Source organism: Salinarimonas soli (assembly GCF_008386575.1).
In the GTDB taxonomy this organism is placed as follows: Bacteria; Pseudomonadota; Alphaproteobacteria; order Rhizobiales; family Beijerinckiaceae; genus Salinarimonas_A; species Salinarimonas_A soli.
Genome location: NZ_VUOA01000027.1, coordinates 15,507 through 37,003, shown reverse-complemented (window position 1 = coordinate 37,003; position 21,497 = coordinate 15,507). Strand labels below are relative to the sequence as shown.

Sequence of the window (21,497 nt, the reverse complement as noted above, 5' to 3'; positions counted from 1 at the left end):
CGGAAAAACTGGGCGTTCCCACCGTTTTGAACGGAGCGGGGGTTGTGGGAGGGGCGATCTCGCGCGCGATTTCGCACTCTCGGGCGCTTGAGGCCGCAGGCGCCCGCCCGTCGGCGCCACGGGTGCGAACACTTGCCCGGCGCGCCCGCGGCTGGTAACTCACGGGCCACATCCCGCGACAGCTCCAGCCGCTCAGGAAACGGACCCCATGGCCCGCGAATTCATCTATCACATGCGTGGTCTCTCCAAGACCTATTCCGGCGGACGGAAGGTTCTGGAGAACGTCCACCTCTCCTTCTATCCCGACGCCAAGATCGGCGTGCTCGGCGTCAACGGCGCGGGCAAGTCGACGCTGCTGCGCATCATGGCCGGCACCGACAAGGACTGGACCGGCGAGGCCTGGGTGGCGGAGGGCGCGCGGGTCGGCTACCTGCCTCAGGAGCCCAATCTCGACGAGACGAAGACGGTGCGCGAGAACGTCGAGCTCGGCGTCGCGCCGAGCCGGGCGATCCTCGACCGCTACAACGAGCTCGCCATGAACTACTCGGACGAGACCGCGGACGAGATGACGCGGCTCCAGGACGAGATCGAGGCGAAGGGCCTGTGGGACCTCGATTCCAAGGTCGACCAGGCCATGGACGCGCTGCGCTGCCCGCCCGACGACTGGTCGGTGGACAAGCTCTCGGGCGGCGAGCGCCGCCGCGTGGCCCTGTGCCGGCTCCTTCTTGAGCAGCCCGAGCTCCTGCTCCTCGACGAGCCCACCAACCACCTCGACGCCGAGACCACCGCGTGGCTCGAGGGGCACCTTCGCTCCTATCCGGGCGCGATCCTCATCGTGACCCACGACCGCTACTTCCTCGACAACGTGACGGGCTGGATCCTGGAGCTCGACCGCGGCCGGGGCATCCCCTACCAGGGCAACTACTCGTCCTGGCTGGAGCAGAAGCAGAAGCGGCTCGCGCAGGAGGGCCGCGAGGACGAGGCGCGCCAGCGCACCATCGAGCGCGAGCGCGAATGGGTGCAGGCCTCGCCGAAGGCCCGCCAGGCCAAGTCCAAGGCGCGCATCCAGCGCTACGACGACCTCGTCGCCAAGGCATCCGACCGGGGCCCGACGACGGCGCAGATCATCATTCCGATCGCCGAGCGGCTGGGCAACAACGTCATCGAGTTCGATGGGCTGAAAAAAGCCTTCGGCGACAAGCTGCTCATCGACGGTCTCAGCTTCCGGCTGCCCCCGGGCGGCATCGTGGGCGTGATCGGCCCCAACGGCGCGGGCAAGACCACGCTGTTCCGGATGATCACGGGCCAGGACAAGCCCGACGACGGCGCGATCCGCGTCGGCGAGAGCGTGAAGCTCGGCTATGTCGACCAGTCCCGCGACACGCTCAACGCCAGCGCGACGCTCTACGAGGAGATCTCGGGCGGCAACGAGATCCTGTATCTGGGCAAGCGCGAGATCAACGCGCGAGCCTATTGCTCCGCCTTCAACTTCAAGGGCTCGGACCAGCAGAAGAAGGTGGGCGTGCTCTCGGGCGGCGAGCGCAACCGGGTGCACCTCGCCAAGATCCTGAAATCGGGCGCGAACGTGCTCCTCCTCGACGAGCCCACCAACGACCTCGACGTCGACACCCTGCGGGCGCTGGAGGAGGCGCTGGAGGACTATGCCGGCTGCGCCGTCATCATCAGCCACGATCGCTGGTTCCTCGACCGCATCGCCACCCACATCCTCGCCTTCGAGGGCGACAGCCATGTGGAATGGTTCGAGGGCAACTTCGCGGATTACGAGGAGGACAAGAAGCGGCGCCTGGGCACCGATTCCACGATCCCCCACCGCATCAAGTACAAGAAGTTCTCCCGCTAGAGCTCGACGGCCGCCCCGGAGCATCGGGGCGGCCGCTCCCCGGCACGTCCCCACCCCACGATCACCTGCCCCCAGGCTGGAGCCGAGCGCTCGCCGGCCCCGTTCCTGCGCGCCGATGTCCCCGGCGAATGAGTCGCGGCAGGCTCACGCAACGTCAGCTCGTATCCGCCGGAAAATAAGGTTCCGGTAAGGTGATGGGGCGGCGGCGTCGGAGTCGAATACCCACAATGTGCTCGACCGGGTTGTAATTCACATGATGTGTCGGGCATTGATCATGTCTGTCCGGCGTTATGGTCGCTCAAATACGCTTTCTATCGGCCTCACGTAGCGTCAGTTTACCTCTTTTTAATCAGGTCAACTGAGAGAATGCATCAACGTAAAACGTGGCGCACGCCCTTGCGGCGCTCCGACGACTGAAAGCCCGTCCATGCGCACGCGGCAGCTCCACCGCTCCGGCCCGCCCTGTCGCTCCCGCGAGCGTCCGCCGCCGGCTCGTTCCTGATCCCCCTTCGATCCCGATTGAGCCCACAAGAAACTGCCCGAGGAGACGGCCATGTTCGCTTTCAAGTCCGTGCGCACCGAAGACATGCAGGCGAAGCTCGCGGCGCTCGATCGCTCGCAGGCGATCATCGAGTTTGACCTGGAGGGCCGCATCCTCACGGCCAACCAGAACTTCCTGACCACGCTCGGCTACACGCTCCCTGAGATCGTGGGCCAGCACCATTCCATGTTCGTCGAGCCCGCCACGAAGGCGAGCCCCGAATATACGGCTTTCTGGGCGGCGCTCCGCCGGGGCGAGTACCAAGCCTCGCAGTACAAGCGCATCGGCAAGGGCGGGCGGGAGATCTGGATCGAGGCGTCCTACAACCCGGTCCTCGGCCGCGACGGCAAGCCCGTGAAGGTGGTGAAGTTCGCTACCGACATCACCCGGCAGAAGACCGACGACGCGGATCGGGCCGGCCAGATCGCCGCCATCAACAAGGTCCAGGCCGTCATCTCCTTCACCCTCGACGGCGTGATCCTCGACGCCAACCCCAACTTTCTCGACGCGCTCGGCTATACGCTCCCCGAGATCGTCGGCCAGCACCATTCCATGTTCGTCGAGCCCGCCACCAAGGCGAGCCCCGAATATGGAGCGTTCTGGGCGGCCTTGCGCCGGGGCGAGTACCAGGCGGCGCAGTACAAGCGCATCGGCAAGGGCGGGCGCGAGGTCTGGATCCAGGCCTCCTACAACCCCATCCTCGATGCGAGCGGCCGGCCCATGAAGGTCGTGAAGTTCGCCACCGACGTCACCGCGCAGGTGAAGCTCCTGCGCGACCTGCGCCACCTCATCGATACCAATTTCGGCGAGATCGACCACGCCATCGCCCGCTCCAACGAGCAGGCGGACGAGGCGACCCATTCGGCCCAGAGCACGTCGGGCAACATGCAGGCCATGGCGGCGGCTTCCGAGGAGCTCGCGGCCTCGATCACCGAGATCGCGCAGAGCATGTCGAAGGCGCGCGGCGCCACCGACACGGCCTTCGAGCAGACCCGCGCGGCGGGCGAGTTCACCACGAAGCTGTCGGACGCCGCCACCGCCATGGGCGGGATCGTAGGCCTGATCCAGAACATCGCGGGCCAGATCAACCTGCTGGCGCTGAACGCCACCATCGAGTCGGCCCGCGCGGGCGAGGCGGGCAGGGGCTTCGCGGTCGTGGCCCAGGAGGTGAAGAACCTCGCCAACCAGGCGGCCCGCGCCACGGAGCAGATCGCCTCGGAGATCGACGGCGTGCAGGGCGTCGCCACCTCGGTCGTGTCCTCGCTCGACGCGATCCGGGCCTCGGTGGAATCCATGCGCGACTACGTGGTCGGGACGGCGGCGGCCGTCGACGAGCAGAGCGCCGTCACCCGGGAGATGTCCTCGAGCATGCAGAGCACCGCGAGCGCCGTGCAGCAGATCTCCGGCAACGTCTCGGCCATCTCCGGCGCCGTGGCCCAGGTCGGGCGCGCGGTCTCCACCACGAAGGAGGCGGCCCGCGTGCTGGCCCGCTGATCCGTCGTCCACCCCGATGCGAGCCCGGGTGCGCGGGCGCACCTCCGTCCGCGCCCCGACCGCTAAGGTCCGCCCGGTCAAAACCAGGGCCCCACGGCTGGAGCCGTGCCGGGCCCCGAACCGGGGAACCCGCATGCGCAAGACCGTGAGCCTTCTTCTCGCCGCCGCCACCCTCGCCGGGTCGCTCGGCTCCGCCCAGGCCCTGCCGCTCCCGGCCGCGGCGGCCGTGCGGGCCGAGGTCGCGGCGGGCGATCCGCTACGCCAGGACGTGCAGTACTATTACCGCCGCCATTATTACCGCGGCGGCGATGTTGCGGTGGGCGTCGTGGGCGGGCTCGCGGCGGGCGCGCTGATTGCGGGCGCCATCGCCTCCTCCCAGGCGGCCCAGCCCCTGCACCGCACGCAGGATCCGGACTACATCGCCTATTGCTCGCGCAAGTACCGGTCCTTCGATCCCCAGACGGGCACCTACCTCGCCCGGGACGGGTACCGCTACGCCTGCGAGTGAGCGCGGCCGTTCGGCCTTGAGCGCGCCTCCGCCGACCCCGGCGGAGGCGTTTTCATGCGTGATCTCCCCCGCAAGCGCGACGGGGAGCGCCAGGGGCCCGTCGAAAGTGCGACGACGCGCGCTGCGTTAGGCCATTGTCAAAGCCGTGGGATTAGGGCTAAGCAACCGCGCGGCGGGGTTCCCCGCCTCATCGCCCCTTTCCCCACTCGCATGTCCGCCTTCGATCCGCGCGGACGGGAGCGACTGCATGAACTCGTTCGAGCTCAACAAGATCATGGGCGCCGTGTTCGGCGCGCTGATGCTCGCGCTCGGCCTGAATATCCTGTCCGGCATCCTGTTCCACCCCAAGAAGCCGGCGGTTCCGGGCTATGACCTGCCGGTGGCCGAGGCCGCGGCGGGCGGTGCCGGCGCGGGCGGCGGTGGCGGCGCGCCCGCCGCGGCGGCCGAGCCCCTGCCCGTGCTGCTCGCCAAGGCGGATGTCGCCCGCGGCACCGCGGCGGCCAAGAAGTGCGCGTCCTGCCACACCTTCGAGAAGGGCGGGCCCAACCGGGTCGGCCCGAACCTCTACAACGTCGTGGCGGGCCCCAAGGCGCACGCCGAGGGCTTCGGCTATTCGGCGCCCCTCAAGGAGCGGGCCGCCAAGGGCGAGAAGTGGGGCTACGAGGAGCTGAGCGGCTTCCTGGAGAACCCCCGCGGCTACCTCCCGGGCACCGCCATGGCCTTCGCCGGCATCAAGTCGCCCCAGGAGCGCGCCGACGTGATCGCCTATCTTCGCTCGCTGTCCGAAAGCCCGGCGCCGCTGCCGGCCCCTTGAGGACCGCCGCCGCGCGCGAATGACGCAAGGCCGGGCCGGTGCCCGGCCTTTTTCTTTGCCGCCGCACCGCATTGACGTCACAAAGAGCCGGTCGAACATTATATCCGTTCGACCCATCCGGAGACGCCCGTGCTTCGACCGCTCGCCCGTGCCTGCCTGGCAGCCCTCAGCCTGAGCCTCGCCCTGCCCGCGGGCGCGCAGGAAGCGGCCCAAAGCCCCTGGCGGCACGGCCTGGCGCTGCTCGGCGAGGTGAAATACCCGGAGGGCTTCCCCCATTTCGAGTACGTGAACCCCAAGGCGCCGAAGGCGGGCACGGTGCGCCTCGGCGCGCAGGGCACCTTCGACAACTTCAACATCGTCGTCGCGGGTGTGAAGGGCAGCATCGAGACGGGGGTGGGGCGGCTCTACGACACCCTCATGACCCCGTCCTCGGACGAGCCCTTCAGCGAGTACGGGCTCATCGCCGACGGGGTGCGCTACCCGGCCGACTTCTCGTCCGTAACCTACCGCATCAACCCCGCCGCCCGCTTCCACGACGGCAAGCCGATCACCCCCGCCGACGTGATCTTCTCGTTCGAGGCCCTCAAGGCCAACAGCCCCCTCTACGCCTTCTACTACAAGAACGTGGAGCGGGCGGAGGCCACGGGCGAGCGGGAGGTGACCTTCCGCTTCTCGGAGCGGAACAACCGCGAGCTGCCCCAGATCGTGGGCCAGATCCCCATCCTGCCGAAGCATTTCTGGGAGGGCTCGACCCCGGACGGGCGCAAGCGCGACGTCACCCAGACGAGCCTCGAGCCGCCGGTGGGCTCGGGCGCCTACCGCCTCAAGAGCTTCGAGGCCGGGCGCAACGCGGTCTACGAGCGCGTGCCCGACTACTGGGCCCGCGACCTCAACGTGAACGTGGGCAAGAACAACTTCGCCGAGGTCCGCACGGAATATTTCCGCGACGCCACCGTGCTGCTCGAAGCCTTCAAGGGCGACCAGATCGACTTCCGGACCGAGAACGTGGCCCGCAACTGGGCCACGGCCTACGACTTCCCGGCCGTGCGGGAGGGGAGGGTGGTGCGCGAGGAGTTCGACGAGCGGGCGTCGGGCCGCATGCAGGCCTTCGCCTTCAACCTGCGCCGGCCAAAATTCCAGGATCCGCGGGTGCGCCGCGCCTTCAACCTTGCCTTCGACTTCGAGGACATCAACCGCAACCTGTTCTTCGGCGCCTACGAGCGCATCGACTCGTTCTTCGAGGGCACCGAGCTTGCCGCCACGGGGCTGCCCGAGGGGCGCGAGCTGGAGATCCTGCAGGGCCTCAAGGGCAAGATTCCGGACACGGTGTTCACCGAGCCCTACCGCAACCCCGTCGCCGGCACGCCGGACGCCTTCCGCAACAACCTGCGCCAGGCCTTCGATCTCCTGAAGGCGGCGGGCTACGAGCAGAAGGGGCGCAGCCTCGTCAACACCAAGACGGGCGAGCCGTTGACGGTGGAGTTCCTGGGCTACGACGCGAGCCAGGAGCGCTACGTGCTCACCTACAAGCAGGCGCTCGAGCGGCTCGGCATCCCCGTGACCCTGCGGATCATGGATCCGGCCCAGTACCAGAACCGCATCCGCAGCTTCGATTTCGACATGACCACGAACCTGTGGGCCCAGTCGCTCTCGCCCGGCAACGAGCAGCGCGACCAGTGGGGCTCGGCCGCCGCCGACCGGCAGGGCTCGCAGAACGTGGCCGGGATCAAGGATCCCGCGATCGACGCCCTCATCGAGGGCGTGATCTTCGCCAAGGACCGGGAGGAGCAGGTGGCGGCCGTGAAGGCCCTCGACCGGGTGCTCCTGCACCACGACTACGTCGTCCCGCAATGGACCTATGGCAAGGAGCGCACGGCCCGCTGGGATCGGTTCAGCCACCCGCAGACCATGCCGCGCTACGGCGCGTCCTCGTTCCCCACCATCTGGTGGTACGATGAGGCCAAGGCCGCCAAGACGGGAGCCCAGCGATGAGTCCGACCCGCCGCGAGCTCCTGATCGGCGCCGCCGCGCTCGGCGCCACGCCGGCCCTGCCCGCCCTTGCGCAGGAGGGCGAGCGCGAGAGCCACGGCCTGTCGGCCTTCGGCGACCTCAAGTACCCCGCCGACTTCCCGCATTTCGAGTACGTGAACCCGCGGGCCCCGAAGGGCGGCTCCGCCTCCTACACGATCTCCTCGGGCACGGGGAACCAGAGCTTCCAGACCTTCAACACGCTGAACATCTACGTGCTGAAGGGCGACGGCGCCGCCGGCATGGGGCTCACCTTCGACAGCCTCATGGCCGCCTCCCTCGACGAGCCCGACTCCCTCTACGGGCTCGTGGCGAAGAGCGTGCGCATCAGCCCGGACGGCCGGGTCTACCGCTTCCGGCTCCGCCCCGAGGCGCGCTTCCACGACGGCTCGCGGATTACGGCCCGCGACGTGGTCTTCTCCCTGGAGACCCTGAAGACCAAGGGCCATCCGGCTTACGTCCAGCTCCTGCGCCCGCTGGAGAGCGTCACGGCGGAGGGCGACGACGTGGTGACGGTGCGCTTCGTCGAGAAACGGGGGCGAGATGCGCCCCTCGTGGTGGCCGGCATGCCGATCTTCTCGGCGGCCTATTACGCCACCCGGCCCTTCGAGGAATCGACCCTCGAGGCGCCCTTAGGCTCGGGCCCCTACCGCGTGAAGCGCGTCGAGGTCGGTCGCTTCATCACCTTCGAGCGGGTTCCCGACTTCTGGGCGAAGGACCTGCCCGTGATGGTCGGCCTCAACAATTTCGACGAGGTCCGCTACGAGTATTTCCGCGACCGGGAGGCGGGCTACCAGGCCTTCACGTCGGGCGCCTACACGATCCGCGAGGAGTTCACGAGCCGGGTCTGGAAGACGCGCTACGACTTCCCGGCCCTGCGCGAGGGCAAGGTGATCCGCGAGGAGCTCGCCGACGAGACCCCGTCCGGGGCTCAAGGCTGGTTCATCAACATGCGCCGGGAGAAGTTCGCCGATCCGCGCGTGCGCGAGGCGCTGATCCAGTGCTTCGATTTCGAGTGGACCAACGCCAACATCATGTTCTCGGTGATGCGGCGAACCCAGTCCATGTTCGAGAACTCGCCGCTCAAGGCCTCCGGCCCGCCCTCGCCCGAGGAGCTCCGGCTCCTGGAGCCGTTCCGGGCGAGCCTCGATCCGGAGGTGTTCGGCGAGCCCGTGACGCCGCCCGTCTCCGACGGATCGGGCCAGGATCGCCGGCTTCTGCGCCGGGCGGGCGAGCTTCTGGCCCAGGCGGGCTTCAAGCGCGACGCGGGCGGCGTGATGCGCCAGCCCAACGGCCAGCCGTTCACCATCGAGTTCCTGGAGGACGACGGCTCGCTCCAGCCGCACACCAATCCCTTCATCAAGAACCTGCGGCTTCTGGGCATCGACGCCTCGATCCGCATGGTCGATCCGGCCCAGTACCAGCGCCGCGTCGAGGAGTTCGACTTCGACTTGACGGTGCGCCGCTACTCCTTCGGCCTAGCGCCTGGGGAAGCGATCCGCAACAACATGGGCAGCGCCGCGGCCAAGACCCGCGGCTCCAGCAACCTCGCGGGCATCAGCCACCCGGCCGTCGATGCCCTCGTCGAGGCGGTGATCCAGGCCAAGACCCGCGAGGAGGTGACGATCGCGGCCCGCGCGCTCGACCGGGTGCTGCGGGCGCAGCGCTTCTGGGTGCCGCAATGGTTCCGGGCCGAGAATTGGATCGCCTATTGGGATCAATATGCGCGGCCCGAAATTCTTCCCAAGTACGGCCGTGCGGCCTTCTCGGCCTGGTGGTACGACCCGGAGAAGGCCAAGCGGATCGGCCGCACCTGACCGCCACGCCGCAGGAGCCCCATGGCCGCCTATATCGCCCGTCGCCTTCTCCTCATGATCCCGACCCTGTTCGGGATCATGCTCATCTCGTTCGTACTCGTTCAGTTCGCGCCCGGCGGCCCCGTCGAGCGCATCCTGGCGCAGCTGCAGGGGCAGGACTCGAGCAACCGCGTCTCGGGGGGCGGCGGCGACTTCGTAGGCGGCGGCAATCAGCCCGCGGGCGGGGGAGGGGGCGAGACCTCGTCCTATCGCGGCGCGCAAGGGCTCGACCCGGCCTTCATCCGGCAGCTGGAGCGCCAGTTCGGCTTCGACCGGCCGGCGCATGAGCGCTTCCTGAAAATGATCTGGGATTACGCCCGCTTCGATTTCGGCAAGAGCTATTTCCGCGACATCTCGGTGCTTCAGCTCATCAAGGAGAAGCTGCCGGTCTCGATCACGCTGGGCCTGTGGATGACGATCCTGTCCTACGCGATCTCGATTCCGCTCGGCATCCGCAAGGCCGTGAAGGACGGCTCCGCCTTCGATGTCTGGACCTCGGGGGTCGTCATCATCGGCTACGCGATCCCGAGCTTCCTCTTCGCGATCCTGCTCATCGTGCTCTTCGCCGGCGGCTCGTTCTGGCAGATCTTTCCCCTGCGGGGCCTCACCTCGGAGAACTTCGCGGCCCTTCCCTGGTACCGGCAGGTCACCGACTATCTCTGGCACATCGCCCTGCCGATCACCGCCATGGCGCTCGGCGCCTTCGCGACGTCCACGCTTCTGACGAAGAACTCCTTCCTCGACGAGATCCGCAAGCAATACGTGCTCACCGCCCGGATGAAGGGATTGTCGGAGCGGGGCGTGCTCTACGGACACGTGTTCCGCAACGCCATGCTCATCGTCGTGGCGGGGTTCCCGGGCGCGTTCATCGGCGCGTTTTTCGCGGGCTCCCTCCTCATCGAGACGATCTTCTCCCTCGACGGCCTGGGGCTCCTCTCGTTCGAATCGATCGTGAACCGGGACTATCCGGTGGTCTTCGCCACCCTCTACATCTTCTCGCTCGTGGGCCTGCTCGTCGGTCTCCTGTCCGACCTCATCTATGTCTGGATCGATCCGCGGATCGACTTCGAGACCCGGGAGGTCTGAGATGGACGCGACCGTCGCCGACGCCCTGCCGCCTCCCGCCCGCCGCGGCCTGTCGCCCATCAACCGGCGGCGCCTCGACAACTTCAAGCGCAATCGCCGGGGCTATTGGTCGTTCTGGATCTTCATAGTCCTGTTCGTCCTGAGCCTGTTCGCCGACGTGATCGCCAACGACCGGCCGATCGTAGCGAACTACAAGGGCGAGTGGCTCTTTCCCGTCGTGATCGACTACCCGGAGGAGAAGTTCGGCGGGTTTCTCGCCCGCACCGATTACCGCGACCCGACGATCCGTGACGAGCTGGAGCAGAACGGCTGGGCGGTCTGGCCGCCGGTCCGCTTTCGCTACGACACGATCTACCGCGACCATCCGGGCCTGGTGCTGCGCCGCGACGGAGCGGGAGCCCCCGCCTGCGGCGGCTTCCCGGCCCCGCCCACCTGGTGGGCGAAGGACGCGAACGTGTGCGACCCGACGCCTGAGAAGCTCGAGCGCTTCCGCTCGTTCGGGAACTACAACTGGCTCGGCACCGACGACCAGGGCCGCGACGTGCTGGCCCGCGTGATCTACGGCTTTCGCATCTCGGTGCTGTTCGGCTTGATCCTGGCGGGCATCTCGTCGGTCATCGGCGTCCTGGCCGGCGCCGTGCAGGGCTATTACGGCGGCTGGACGGACCTCATCTTCCAGCGGGTCATCGAGATCTGGAACGCGATCCCCTCGCTCTACCTCCTCATCATCATCTCGGCCGTCATCACCCCGAGCTTCTGGGTGCTGCTCGGCATCCTGCTCCTGTTCTCGTGGGTCTCGCTCGTGGGCGTGGTGCGGGCCGAGTTCCTGCGAGCGCGCAACTTCGAATATGTCCGCGCCGCCCGGGCGCTCGGCCTGTCAAACGCCACCATCATGTTCCGCCACCTCCTGCCCAACGCCATGGTGGCGACCCTCACCTTCATGCCATTCATCCTCAATGGCTCCATCACCACGCTCACCTCCCTCGACTTCCTCGGCTTCGGCCTGCCCCCGGGCTCGCCCTCGCTCGGCGAATTGCTGGCTCAAGGCAAATCCAACCTCCAGGCGCCCTGGCTCGGTCTCACGGGCTTCTTCGTCATCGCCCTCATGCTGAGCCTGCTCATCTTCGTGGGCGAGGCGGTGCGGGATGCCTTCGATCCCAGGAAGACGTTTGCGTGATAGGATGGGGCGAGGAGGCGAGGCGATGAACAGGATCGTGCGGACGCGTTACCCGGTGGAGCAGCTGCCCAAGGATCTGCGGGATTCTCTGGATCCTTCCCGGCCCGCGACGGTCATCGTCGAGCAGCCGACCGAGGCTGAACCGGTGTCGAACGGTCTTGGCGGCACGTATGCCGACCTGATCGAACAGTTCAGGTCCGTTCGGGAGCGGCTGGAAACGGAGCGCCGGGAGCGCCCCCTCATCCGTCTGGCCGAACCGGAGGGGCGGCTCCGCAAGGTCCATGGCGACGGGCGGGAGGTGGTGGACCACATCCGCGCGATGCGAGACGACGAGTGAGGTGGGAAAGCTTCCGTGGCACCCGTCTGTACCTGGATGCGAACGTCGTCATCTACTCGCGGGAAAGGCCAAATCGCTGGAGCGCGCTGCTCGACGAGCTGCTCGAAGCCATCGATGACGGCACCGTGACGGCCGTCACGAGCGAGTTGACCTTAGCCGAGGTGCTCGTCAAGCCGATCGACGTTCAAGCCGCCGACGTCGTTGCCGGTTACGAGCGCATGCTGTCCCCGGCGAGCCCGATCATCGTCGTTCCCGTGACCCGGGACATCCTCCGGATCACGGCAGAGTTGAGAGCACGCCTTCGGCTAAAACCGATGGACGCCATCCACGTCGCGACGGCGCTCGCCATGGACTGCCATCACGTCGTCCCGGAGGACACGCGCTTGCGACTGCCCAGAGAACTGGACCACCCGCGTCTTGTCACGGTGGAGGGCTCAACACGATGACCGACACCCCCCTCCTCTCCGTCCGCGACCTCTCCGTCGCCTTCCGCCAGGCCGGCGCGGACACGCTTGCCGTCGACCGCGTCTCCTTCGACATCGCCAAAGGGGAAACCCTGGCGCTCGTGGGCGAGTCCGGGTCGGGCAAGTCGGTGACGGCGCTCTCGGTCCTGAAGCTCCTGCCCTATCCGGCGGCGCACCATCCCTCGGGCGAGGTGCTGTTCAAGGGCCGCGACCTCGTGAGGGCCACCGAGGACGACATGCGCCGGGTGCGGGGCGACGATATCACCATGGTGTTCCAGGAGCCCATGACGTCGCTGAATCCGCTCCATCCCATCGAGCGGCAGATCGGCGAGATCCTCTCCCTGCACAAGGGCCTCACGGGCCGGGCCGCGCGCACCCGCACCCTGGAGCTTCTCGATCTCGTCGGCATCCGCAACGCCGAAAGCCGCCTCGACGCCTATCCGCACCAGCTCTCGGGCGGCCAGCGCCAGCGCGTGATGATCGCCATGGCGCTCGCCAACGAGCCCGAGCTCCTCATCGTCGACGAGCCCACCACCGCCCTCGACGTCACCGTCCAGGCTCAGATCCTCAAGCTCCTCCAGGAGCTCCAGGCGCGGCTCGGCATGGCGATGCTCTTCATCACTCATGATCTCGGCATCGTGCGCAAGATCGCCGACCGGGTCTGCGTGATGCTGAAGGGCCGGATCGTCGAGGAGGGCGCCGTCGAGGACGTGTTCCGCGATCCGCGCCACGCCTATACCCAGCGCCTCCTCGCTGCCGAGCCGAAGGGGCGCCCCGAGCCCGTGCCGGAGGGGGCTCCCGTGGTGGTGGAGGCGGGCCCCGTGAAGGTGTGGTTTCCCATCAAGCGCGGCTTCTTCCAGCGCACGGTCGACCACGTGAAGGCGGTGGACGGTGTCTCGATCCGCGTCCGCGAGGGCGAGACCGTGGGGGTCGTGGGCGAGTCGGGCTCCGGCAAGACCACGCTTGGCCTCGCCATCCTGCGCCTCATCTCCTCGCAGGGACCCATCGTGTTCCTCGGCAACCGCATCGATTCCCTGAAGGCGAACGCCATCCGCCCCCTGCGCAAGACCATGCAGGTGGTGTTCCAGGACCCCTACGGCTCGCTCTCGCCCCGCATGTCCATCGCCGACATCGTGGCGGAGGGGCTGCTCGTGCAGCAACGCGGCCTGTCCTATCCCGAGCGCCGGCGGATCGTGGCCCGCGCCCTGGAGGATGTCGGCCTCGACCCGGCCGCCATGGACCGCTACCCGCACGAGTTCTCCGGCGGCCAGCGCCAGCGCGTGGCGATCGCCCGCGCCATGGCCCTGGAGCCGCAATTCGTGATGCTCGACGAGCCGACCTCGGCCCTCGACATGTCGGTCCAGGCGCAGATCGTCGACCTCCTGCGCGAGCTCCAGCGACGGCGGCGGCTCGCCTACATGTTCATCAGCCACGACCTGAAGGTGGTGCGGGCGCTCGCCAACCACGTCATCGTCATGCAGAACGGCCAGGTCGTCGAGGAGGGTGCGGCCGAGGACATCTTCGCCCGCCCGCGGACGGATTATACCCGCGCTCTCTTCGCCGCGGCCTTCAACCTGGAAGCGGCGGACGCGGGCGTGGTCAGGGAGTAGGGTTGCGTTTCGTCGACGGATCCGGTTCCTCTCCCCCGGCGCGACGGGGGAGGGAAGCGACGGCTCACCCGGCCGCGCCAGCGTGCGCCTCCCGGCGACCGGCCCTGCCATGACGCAAGAAGGAAGCCTTCCATGCCCCGCGCAATCCTGATCGTTCTCGATTCCGTCGGCATCGGCGGCGCAAGCGATGCGGCGGCCTATGGGGATACCGGCGCCGACACGCTCGGCCACATCGCCGAGGCCTGCGCCCGGGGGGAGGGGGACCGGGTCGGCCTGCGGGAGGGCATGCTCCACCTGCCCAACCTCGTGGCGCTCGGGCTGGGACGCGCCTGCGAGGCCTCGACCGGGCGCATGCCGCCGAATCTTGACCCCATCGGCGAGCCAGCCGCCGCCTACGGCTACGGCATCGAGACGTCGCGGGGCAAGGATACGCCGTCGGGCCATTGGGAGATCTTGGGCCTGCCCGTCGCCTTCGACTGGGGCTATTTCCCCGACAGCCGACCGGCCTTCCCGCCCGAGCTCACGGAGGCCCTGATCCGAGAGGCGGGCCTGCCGGGGATCCTCGGCGACCGTCACGCCTCGGGCACCGCGATCATCGAGGCGTTCGGGGCCGAGCACGTGCGGACGGGCCGGCCGATCTGCTACACCTCCGCCGACAGCGTCCTCCAGATCGCGGCCCATGAGGAGGCGTTCGGGCTCGACCGCCTCTACGACCTGTGCCTCACGGCGCGGCGCCTGTGCGATCCCCTGCGCATCGGCCGCGTCATCGCACGGCCCTTCGTGGGCGACGAGGGCACAGGCTTCACCCGCACGGCGAACCGGCGCGACTACGCCACGCCGCCGCCCGAGGACACGCTGCTCGATATCCTGGCCCGCGAGGGCCGCGCGGTGACGACCGTGGGCAAGATCGGCGACATCTTCGCCCACCGCGCCACGGGTCGGGAGATCAAGCCGCATGGCAACGACGCCTGCCTCGACGCGGCGCTGGAGGCATTCCGCGCCCTGCCCGACGGCGGCCTCGTCTTCGTCAACCTCGTCGACTTCGACACGGAATTCGGCCATCGCCGCGACGTGCCGGGCTATGCGGCGGCGCTCGAGGCGTTCGACGCGCGCATTCCCGAGATCTGGGAGGTGCTCGGGGCCGGGGATCTTGCGGTCGTCACGGCCGACCACGGCAACGACCCGACCTGGCGCGGCACGGACCATACCCGCGAGCACACGCCCATCCTCGCCTTCGGCCGCGACACGCCCCGTGGCGCGCTCGGCGGACGTTCCAGCCTCGCCGATATCGGGGCCACCGTGGCACGGCATCTCGGCGTCCCCGCGCCCCGCCACGGGCGCTCCTGGCTCTGACGGCGCGCTCCCGCGCGCTCCGGCGGTGCTGGTCCCGGAACCTCGCCCGCCGCGAGGCGTCACGGGCTTTGCGACGTGCGAAAGGGCCGGACATCCATCGTCTCGACCCGTTTTCCGGGAGTGAAATCTGCCTCGGCGAGATCGCGGGCCTCACCCCGCGCAACGGCGGCGGGCTCCTGTGTGCCCACCGGGACAACTTGCCCGAGGGCGTCAAGCTGGCGGCGACCCTACCTCTAAGCGGCCTGAAGCGAGGTCCCCCCCACAGGGGGACCTCTCCTCGCACCCGCCTGGGGGATCACATGGCGCTCGGCATCACGGCGACGTCGCGCACGTCGCCCGCGCCCTCGATGCGGGCAGCCTCGGTCGCCCGGCCGGAGGCGAGGTCCACCCGGTAGAGGGTCTGGCCGGCCATCAGGAAGGCGACGTTGCCGCCGTTGCCGTCCGGGGCGATGTCGAAGGCCGCCCGCTCCGCGGAGACGCCCAGCATGCCGATCGTGTTGAGGATGCCGTCGTTCGGGGGCGCCTGCCGCAGCAGCGCGCCGGCCGCGTCGATGTCGTAGAGCACCGTCTCCTTGGCGCCCTTCGTGGAGTTGGTATAGGCGCCCGCCACCACCTTGGGCGTCTTGTCCTTCATCGTGTCGCCGTCGGCGAACTTGAGCGTCCCGTCCTTCGTGACCTTGCCGTCGTCGACGTTGGCCCGCAGGTTGGTGCCGTCGGCGCCGATGACGCGCAGCCGGTCGGCCGCGGGATTGAAGTCGACCGTCGCGGCGATGCCGGGGGCCAGCATGGTCTCGAGCTTGGACTTGGCGGTCGCCTTGCCGCTCAAGGGATCGATCGTCACCACCGTGCCGTCCTCGGCGAGCCCGTAGAGCATCCCGTCCGCAGGGCGCACGTCGATGCCGACGAGGCTGCCGGACAGGCCGGACACCATCACGGTGCGCTCCACCTTGCGCTTGGCGACGTCGACGATCGCGAGGGTATTGCCGCCGACGAGTGCCGCGACGGTCTGGGCCTGTGCGGCGCCTGCGAGGGTGAGGCCGGCGGCGAGAGCGGCGAGGGTGACGGGCTTCATGGGGTTCCTCCGTAAGCGTGGCCCTGAGGGGCCGACGCCGCGGATACCCGTCGGCAGGGCGGGCGGATGCAGCCCCCGCGAAAAAAGTTGACGCGGCGTCATCCAAAGGGGGCGCCGGCGTGTATGTTCTCCTGGAGCGGAGAGCCGATCGTGCAGACGCACGCCCTGGGGCAGGACGACATCGCCTTCGATGTGAACGAGACCCTGCGCCGCTGCGCGGGTGGCGATCGCGCGGCCTTGCGGGCGATCTACGACCGGGAAGCCGCGCGCATGCTCGGCATCGCCATGCGCCTCCTTCGGCGCCGCGCGCTCGCCGAGGAGGCCGTGCAGGACGCCTTCGTCCAGATCTGGCGCAAGGCCGCGAGCTTCGACCCGACCCGCGGCGACGGCCGCACCTGGATCTACGCCGTCCTGCGCAACAGGGCCCTCAACATCCTTCGCGGCGAGAGCCGCACCGACCTCGTCGACGATTTCGAGCCTATGGCCCTCGCGAGCGAGGACGACGACCCGGAGGTTCTGGTGGGGAAGCTCTCCGATGCGGGCGCCCTCAAGCGCTGCCTCGGGCGGCTCGAGACCGATCGTCGCCAAGCCATCGTGCTGGCCTATGTCCACGGCCTGTCGCACGGGGAGCTCGCAGGCCGCATGGGGGTGCCGCTCGGCACCGCCAAGTCCTGGATCCGCCGGAGCCTCGTCACCCTGCGGGAGTGCCTCGGATGACGCGGCTCGATCCCGATCTCGACCGCCTGGCGGGCGAATATGTCCTCGGCCTCGCCGAGGGCCACGAGGCCGCGCGAGCCGAGCGCCTCATCGAGACGGACGACGCGTTCGGCCGCGCGGTCGCCTCCTGGCGCGGGCAGCTCGGCGAGCTCGACGCGCTCGCGGCGCCCCTCGCACCCCCGCCCGACCTGTGGGCACGCATCGAGACGGGGCTCGACGCGCCCGCCCCGGCGGCGGCGACGCCGCAAGCCGCCGCCGCTCCCATCCCGGCTCCCCTGGTGACGGACCGGGTCAACGCCTTCAAGGCGCTCTGGCGAAGCCTCGCCTTCTGGCGCGCGGCGGGTCTGGCGGGCGCCTTCGCGGCTCTGCTGCTCGCCCTGGGGCTGCCGGCCTATCTCGGCCGCGTCGAGCGTCCGGTCTATGTCGCGGTACTGCTCGGGAACGCGAACGAGCCCGCGGCCGTCGTGAACGCCTTCGCGGACGGGCGGGCGGAGCTCATCCCGCTGCAGGCGGTGGACGTGCCCCGGGGACGCTCGCTGGAAGTCTGGACGATCTCCGATCCGGGCCAGGGACTCGTCTCGGTGGGCGTGCTCGACCGCGCCCGGACCGTGCGCCTCGACCTGCGCTCCCTGCCGCGCCCCGGCGCCAACCAGGTCTTCGCGATCTCCCTTGAGCCCGAGCGGGGCTCGCCCACGGGGAAGCCCACGGGACCCGTGCTGATGAAGGGCGTGACGAGCCCGACCCTGTGACGGCTCGCGCTCTTTGCGGCGCCACGACGCCTCAGGGCTGGAAGCGCAGCCCCACCAGGTAGACGTTGGCCGTATAGTCCGAGCCGGGGCTCGTGCTCGTGAGCCGCTCGTGCGTGAAGCTTGCGCGGAGCGCGACGGAGCGCGTGAGCTTGTAATCGACCCGCACGCTGCCCGCGCGGGTCTCCTCCCGCAGGCGGATGCCGTCGTAGTCGGTCTCGGCGAGGGTCCCGCCGATCGTGACGCTCAGGTTCCGCCGCAGGTCGTGCTGCACCTCCAGGGTCCCCCGCGCCGTGACGGCGCCGCTCGCCGAGGGGATCGTGGTCTCCTCCAGGAGCGCCGCGCCCCGCAGCCGCACCGTGGTGAGGGGGCTCGCGGCCCAGATCAGGGCGGCCTCGCCGACGGGGCCGCGCAGCTCCCGCAGGCGCGGGTCCTCGTAGTCGCGCGCCTGGTACCCGGCCGCCACCTCGCCGGTGAGCGTGCGCGTCATCTCGAAGGTGGTGCCGACGCGGGCCGTGAGGCCTGTCGAGTCCCGGCGCAGCCCCGAGCGGTCGACGCTCCGGTCGTGGACCCGCGTGTCGACGCTCGCCTCGACGAAGGGGATGAGGCCCGGGGTGGGCTCGTAGGAGCCGCGCAGGCGGAGCGTGCCCTGCGTCAGCTCGCGGTCGCCCTGGTCGAGGGTCGTGCCGCTGGTGAGCCGGGCGTCCTCGTAGACGAAGCGGTCGACGCTCCCGCGCAGGCCGATCGACAGCCGGTTGAAGCGCTCCGTCACGCCCGCCGAGGCCCCGAGCGTCGCGACGATCGGCCGGTTGCGCACCTCGGCGCCGAGCTCGGGGCTGCCGGGGCGCTGGGTGTCGAGGCGAAAGCGGCTCTCCAGGTCGATCTGGGTGTCGCGCAGGGCGTCGAGACGCAGGGCGAGCACACCCTCTCCCTCGGGCCTGTTGGCGCCGTCGACCCCCGGATAGGCGCTGTAGGAGCCGCGCAGGGCGCCCGTCAGCGCATGCCGGGACCAGTCGCTGCGCAGGCGAACCTCGGCCTCGGTGCGGTGGACGGCCGAGCCCTTCGCGCCCGTGTCGACGCGGTTCGGGTTCGTGTCGTAGCCGATCGACTGCTCGATCCCCGGGAGGATCGTGAGGCCGCCCATCCGCCATCCCAAGGGGGCCCACGGGTCCTCCTCCGGCGCCTTGCGGCGGAGGGACGGCGCCGCGGGAGCCGGACGGTCCGGCAGGCCCACGAGGGAGGGCTGCACGGCGGCCTCCACGTCGCGGGCGACGCTGCCCCGGAGCGGCGGGCGGGTCACGGCGCTGGTGGCGGGACGGGTGCGGCGCAGCTGCGGGGGGCGTCCCTTGCGGACGGGGCCCGCGCCGCGCGGCAGCTCGGATGCGACCGGTGTCGGCGCCGTTCCCGCCCGCAGGCCGAGGCCTCCCTCCTGCGCCCCGACGGCTCCTGGTGCGCCCAGCACCAGGCCGGCCCCGAGCAGGAGCCGCAGGCACGGGGGCAGGGTCGTCGACCTCCGGGTGATCACGCCGTCGTCCAGGATAGGGGCCCTTGCGGGCGTGGTTAACGGATCTACAACGAGCGCGGTTAACGGCCCGTCAACGGGGCCGGATCGGCGGGGCCTCGGGGTGTGGTTCTGAACACCCACCACCTCGTCCTGAGGCGCGAGCGGAGCGAGCCTCGAAGGGCGTTCCAGGGATCTCCGGACGGCTGTGGCAGCGTCCTGCGTGCTTCGAGACGCCCGCTGGCGCGGGCTCCTCAGCATGAGGGGGGGGCGGACCGTCGCTGCGGGCCAAAACCTAGGCACGCCCATGCGGGCGATTCCCGATCCGGGTCGCGTCCCCGCATCGGCCGTGGTAAACGCCGCGCATGACGCTGCTCTCGCTCAAGACGGCCGAGCCCACCGGGGCCGTCGCCTCCGCCCTCCGCACGCTCGAGACCGAGCGCGACGGCCTGTCGGCCCTGATGAGCGCCCTGGAGGGCCCGCTCGCGGCCCCGTTCGAGGCGGCGGTCGAGCTCATCGCCGGTGCGACCGGACGCGTGATCGTGAGCGGCATGGGCAAGTCGGGCCATGTCGGCCGCAAGCTCACGGCGACGCTCGCCTCCACCGGCACGCCCGCCTACTTCGTCCATCCGGGCGAGGCGAGCCACGGGGATCTCGGCATGATCCACCGGGACGACGTCGTCGTCGCGCTCTCCTGGTCGGGGGAGACCTCGGAACTGTCCGACATCACGGCCTACGCCAAGCGCTTCCGGGTCGGCCTCGTCGCCGTCACGTCCTCGGAAACCTCGACGCTCGGGCGCGCCGCGGACGTGTGCCTTGCGCTGCCCCGCGCCCGCGAGGCCTGCCCCAACGGGCTCGCTCCCACCACCTCCACCACGATGCAGCTGGCGCTCGGCGACGCGCTCGCCGTGGCGCTCCTGGAGCGCCGGGGCTTCTCGGCCCACGAGTTCCGGACCTATCACCCCGGCGGCAAGCTCGGCGCCCTGCTCAAGCAGGTGCGGGACGTGATGCACACGGGCGAGCGCCTGCCTCTCGTGGCGATCGGCACACCCATGGCCGAGGCGATCGTGCGCCAGAGCGAGACGGGCTTCGGCTGCGTCGTCGTGGTGGACGAGGGCGGCGAACTCGCCGGCATCGTCACCGACGGCGACCTGCGCCGCCACATGGGCGGCGATCTCCTGGCGCGCCGCGTCGAGGAGGTGATGACCCGCACGCCCACCACCGTCCCGCCCGACACCCTGCTCGGCGCGGCGCTCGACATCATCGAGACCCAGAAGAAGGGAGCGCTGATCGTGATCGACGGCCGGCGGCCCGTGGGCCTCGTGCACGTGCTGGACCTGCTGCGGGCGGGCGTGGCCTGAGGAGCTCCCCGCTCTCCACGGGAGAAGGGAGCAGGCGCAGCGTTACAGCCGCAACCCCTCGTCCCAGGGCGGCGTCTGGCCGTAGAGGCCGCCGAGGAAGTCGATGAAGGCGCGGACCTTCGGTTCGAGGTGGCGGCGGCTGGGGAAGACAGCGTGCACCGCGACGCGAGCGGAACCGGCGTGGCGCGGTAGGACGCGGACGAGGCGGCCGGCCCTGAGATCGGGGCCTACGTCCCAGGTGGAGCGCAGCGCGACGCCGAGGCCCGCTAGCACCGCCTCACGCACCACCTCGCTCGAATTGGTGCGCAGCGGCCCCCCGACCCGCACTGTCTCGGGCCCGTCGGGCCCCTCCAGGCGCCATTCGCTGGCATTGTGGGCGACCAGCGTATGGGAGGCGAGGTCGGCCACCGTGAGGGGGGTGCCGGCCCGCTCCAGATAGGCGGGCGCGGCGCACAGGACCCGGTGGTTGGGCGCAAGTCGCCTTGCGACGAGGCTCGAATCCGAAAGATCGGCGATGCGCAGCGCCACGTCGAAGCCCTCGCCCACGATGTCGACGAAGGCATCCGACAGGACCAGCTCCACCCCGACACCGGGATGGAGATCGAAGAACGCCTTGAGGTGGGGCGCCACGTGCAGGCGTCCGAACGAGGTCGGCGCCGAGACCCGCAGCGTGCCCCGAACCGTCGCGGACCCTTGCGCCGCCCAGCCCTCCGCCTCCTCGACGCTGGCCAGGATCGCCACCACACGCTCGTAGAAGCCCTGGCCGGCCTCCGTGAGCGCCACCTGCCGGGTGGTGCGCTGGAGGAGGCGGACGCCGAGCCGCTCCTCCAGCCGCCGGATCCGCTTCGAGACCACGGCGGGCGAGAGGCCGAGCTCGCGCCCGGCCGCCGACATCCCCCGCATCGCGACGACGCGGGCGAACACGTCGAGATCCCCCAATCGGTCCAAAGGCGGCTCCATTATTGCCGATT

18 protein-coding genes are annotated in these 21,497 nt (G+C 69.8%); 15 read left to right on the top strand and 3 right to left on the bottom strand.

Features of this window, described 5'->3' with window-relative positions:
* Positions 1 to 208 precede the first annotated feature (208 nt).
* The 12 genes from ettA to F0L46_RS14630 all read left to right on the top strand — a co-directional run bounded on the left by ettA (position 209) and on the right by F0L46_RS14630 (position 15,129).
* Positions 209 to 1,861 (top strand): energy-dependent translational throttle protein EttA, encoded by a 1,653-nt coding sequence (gene ettA, locus F0L46_RS14685; RefSeq protein WP_149818820.1) that lies wholly within the window; start codon positions 209 to 211, stop codon positions 1,859 to 1,861.
* Between the two features lie 553 nt (positions 1,862 to 2,414).
* On the top strand, positions 2,415 to 3,896 hold the full coding sequence (locus F0L46_RS14680; RefSeq protein ID WP_149818818.1) for a methyl-accepting chemotaxis protein: 1,482 nt from the start codon (positions 2,415 to 2,417) through the stop codon (positions 3,894 to 3,896).
* A 133-nt stretch (positions 3,897 to 4,029) separates the two neighbouring features.
* A complete protein-coding gene (locus F0L46_RS14675) occupies positions 4,030 to 4,404 on the top strand; it encodes a BA14K family protein (RefSeq protein ID WP_149818816.1) in 375 nt (124 codons plus the stop codon).
* Between the two features lie 247 nt (positions 4,405 to 4,651).
* Positions 4,652 to 5,218, top strand: coding sequence for a c-type cytochrome (locus tag F0L46_RS14670; protein ID WP_149818814.1), 567 nt, complete (start codon positions 4,652 to 4,654; stop codon positions 5,216 to 5,218).
* Positions 5,219 to 5,347: 129 nt separating this feature from the next.
* Entirely contained in the window at positions 5,348 to 7,210 is a 1,863-nt protein-coding gene (locus F0L46_RS14665; RefSeq protein ID WP_149818812.1) for an extracellular solute-binding protein, read from the top strand.
* Positions 7,207 to 9,063 carry an extracellular solute-binding protein gene (locus F0L46_RS14660; RefSeq protein ID WP_149818810.1) on the top strand — a complete coding sequence of 619 codons (1,857 nt, stop codon included), beginning with the start codon at positions 7,207 to 7,209 and terminating at the stop codon, positions 9,061 to 9,063. The genes F0L46_RS14665 and F0L46_RS14660 overlap by 4 nt, the downstream gene beginning before the upstream one ends.
* Positions 9,064 to 9,084: 21 nt before the next feature.
* On the top strand, positions 9,085 to 10,188 hold the full coding sequence (locus F0L46_RS14655; protein WP_149818808.1) for a microcin C ABC transporter permease YejB: 1,104 nt from the start codon (positions 9,085 to 9,087) through the stop codon (positions 10,186 to 10,188).
* 1 nt (position 10,189) lies between these two features.
* Positions 10,190 to 11,365, top strand: a complete 1,176-nt coding sequence (locus F0L46_RS14650) for an ABC transporter permease (protein WP_188311972.1) — start codon at positions 10,190 to 10,192, stop codon at positions 11,363 to 11,365.
* A gap of 25 nt (positions 11,366 to 11,390) precedes the next feature.
* Positions 11,391 to 11,702, top strand: a complete 312-nt coding sequence (locus tag F0L46_RS14645) for a hypothetical protein (RefSeq protein WP_149818804.1) — start codon at positions 11,391 to 11,393, stop codon at positions 11,700 to 11,702.
* On the top strand, positions 11,699 to 12,148 hold the full coding sequence (locus tag F0L46_RS14640) for a type II toxin-antitoxin system VapC family toxin (RefSeq protein WP_149818802.1): 450 nt from the start codon (positions 11,699 to 11,701) through the stop codon (positions 12,146 to 12,148). The genes F0L46_RS14645 and F0L46_RS14640 overlap by 4 nt, the downstream gene beginning before the upstream one ends.
* Positions 12,145 to 13,776 carry an ABC transporter ATP-binding protein gene (locus F0L46_RS14635; RefSeq protein WP_149818800.1) on the top strand — a complete coding sequence of 544 codons (1,632 nt, stop codon included), beginning with the start codon at positions 12,145 to 12,147 and terminating at the stop codon, positions 13,774 to 13,776. The genes F0L46_RS14640 and F0L46_RS14635 overlap by 4 nt, the downstream gene beginning before the upstream one ends.
* A 132-nt stretch (positions 13,777 to 13,908) precedes the next feature.
* Positions 13,909 to 15,129, top strand: a complete 1,221-nt coding sequence (locus F0L46_RS14630; RefSeq protein WP_149818798.1) for a phosphopentomutase — start codon at positions 13,909 to 13,911, stop codon at positions 15,127 to 15,129.
* 295 nt (positions 15,130 to 15,424) lie between these two features.
* On the opposite strand, the gene F0L46_RS14625 is transcribed toward F0L46_RS14630, so the two are convergent.
* Positions 15,425 to 16,201 carry a DUF4394 domain-containing protein gene (locus F0L46_RS14625; RefSeq protein ID WP_149818791.1) on the bottom strand — a complete coding sequence of 259 codons (777 nt, stop codon included), beginning with the start codon at positions 16,199 to 16,201 and terminating at the stop codon, positions 15,425 to 15,427.
* Positions 16,202 to 16,351: 150 nt separating this feature from the next.
* Here F0L46_RS14625 and F0L46_RS14620 point away from each other — a divergent pair, with 150 nt between their 5' ends.
* Both F0L46_RS14620 and F0L46_RS14615 read left to right on the top strand, forming a co-directional pair.
* A complete protein-coding gene (locus F0L46_RS14620; RefSeq protein WP_240540001.1) occupies positions 16,352 to 16,918 on the top strand; it encodes a sigma-70 family RNA polymerase sigma factor in 567 nt (188 codons plus the stop codon).
* Positions 16,915 to 17,667: an anti-sigma factor gene (locus tag F0L46_RS14615; protein WP_149818786.1), complete on the top strand. Its 753-nt coding sequence runs from the start codon at positions 16,915 to 16,917 to the stop codon at positions 17,665 to 17,667. The genes F0L46_RS14620 and F0L46_RS14615 overlap by 4 nt, the downstream gene beginning before the upstream one ends.
* Positions 17,668 to 17,698: 31 nt before the next feature.
* Here F0L46_RS14615 and F0L46_RS14610 read toward each other — a convergent pair whose 3' ends face one another.
* On the bottom strand, positions 17,699 to 19,189 hold the full coding sequence (locus F0L46_RS14610) for an outer membrane beta-barrel protein (protein WP_188311971.1): 1,491 nt from the start codon (positions 19,187 to 19,189) through the stop codon (positions 17,699 to 17,701).
* 341 nt (positions 19,190 to 19,530) lie between these two features.
* Here F0L46_RS14610 and F0L46_RS14605 point away from each other — a divergent pair, with 341 nt between their 5' ends.
* Positions 19,531 to 20,526: a KpsF/GutQ family sugar-phosphate isomerase gene (locus tag F0L46_RS14605; RefSeq protein ID WP_149818781.1), complete on the top strand. Its 996-nt coding sequence runs from the start codon at positions 19,531 to 19,533 to the stop codon at positions 20,524 to 20,526.
* 42 nt (positions 20,527 to 20,568) lie between these two features.
* Here the strand turns inward: F0L46_RS14605 and F0L46_RS14600 are convergent, their stop codons facing one another.
* The gene (locus tag F0L46_RS14600) at positions 20,569 to 21,474 is read right to left on the bottom strand and encodes a LysR family transcriptional regulator (protein ID WP_149818779.1); all 906 of its coding nucleotides are present in this window, start codon (positions 21,472 to 21,474) and stop codon (positions 20,569 to 20,571) included.
* Between the last annotated feature and the right edge of the window lie 23 nt (positions 21,475 to 21,497).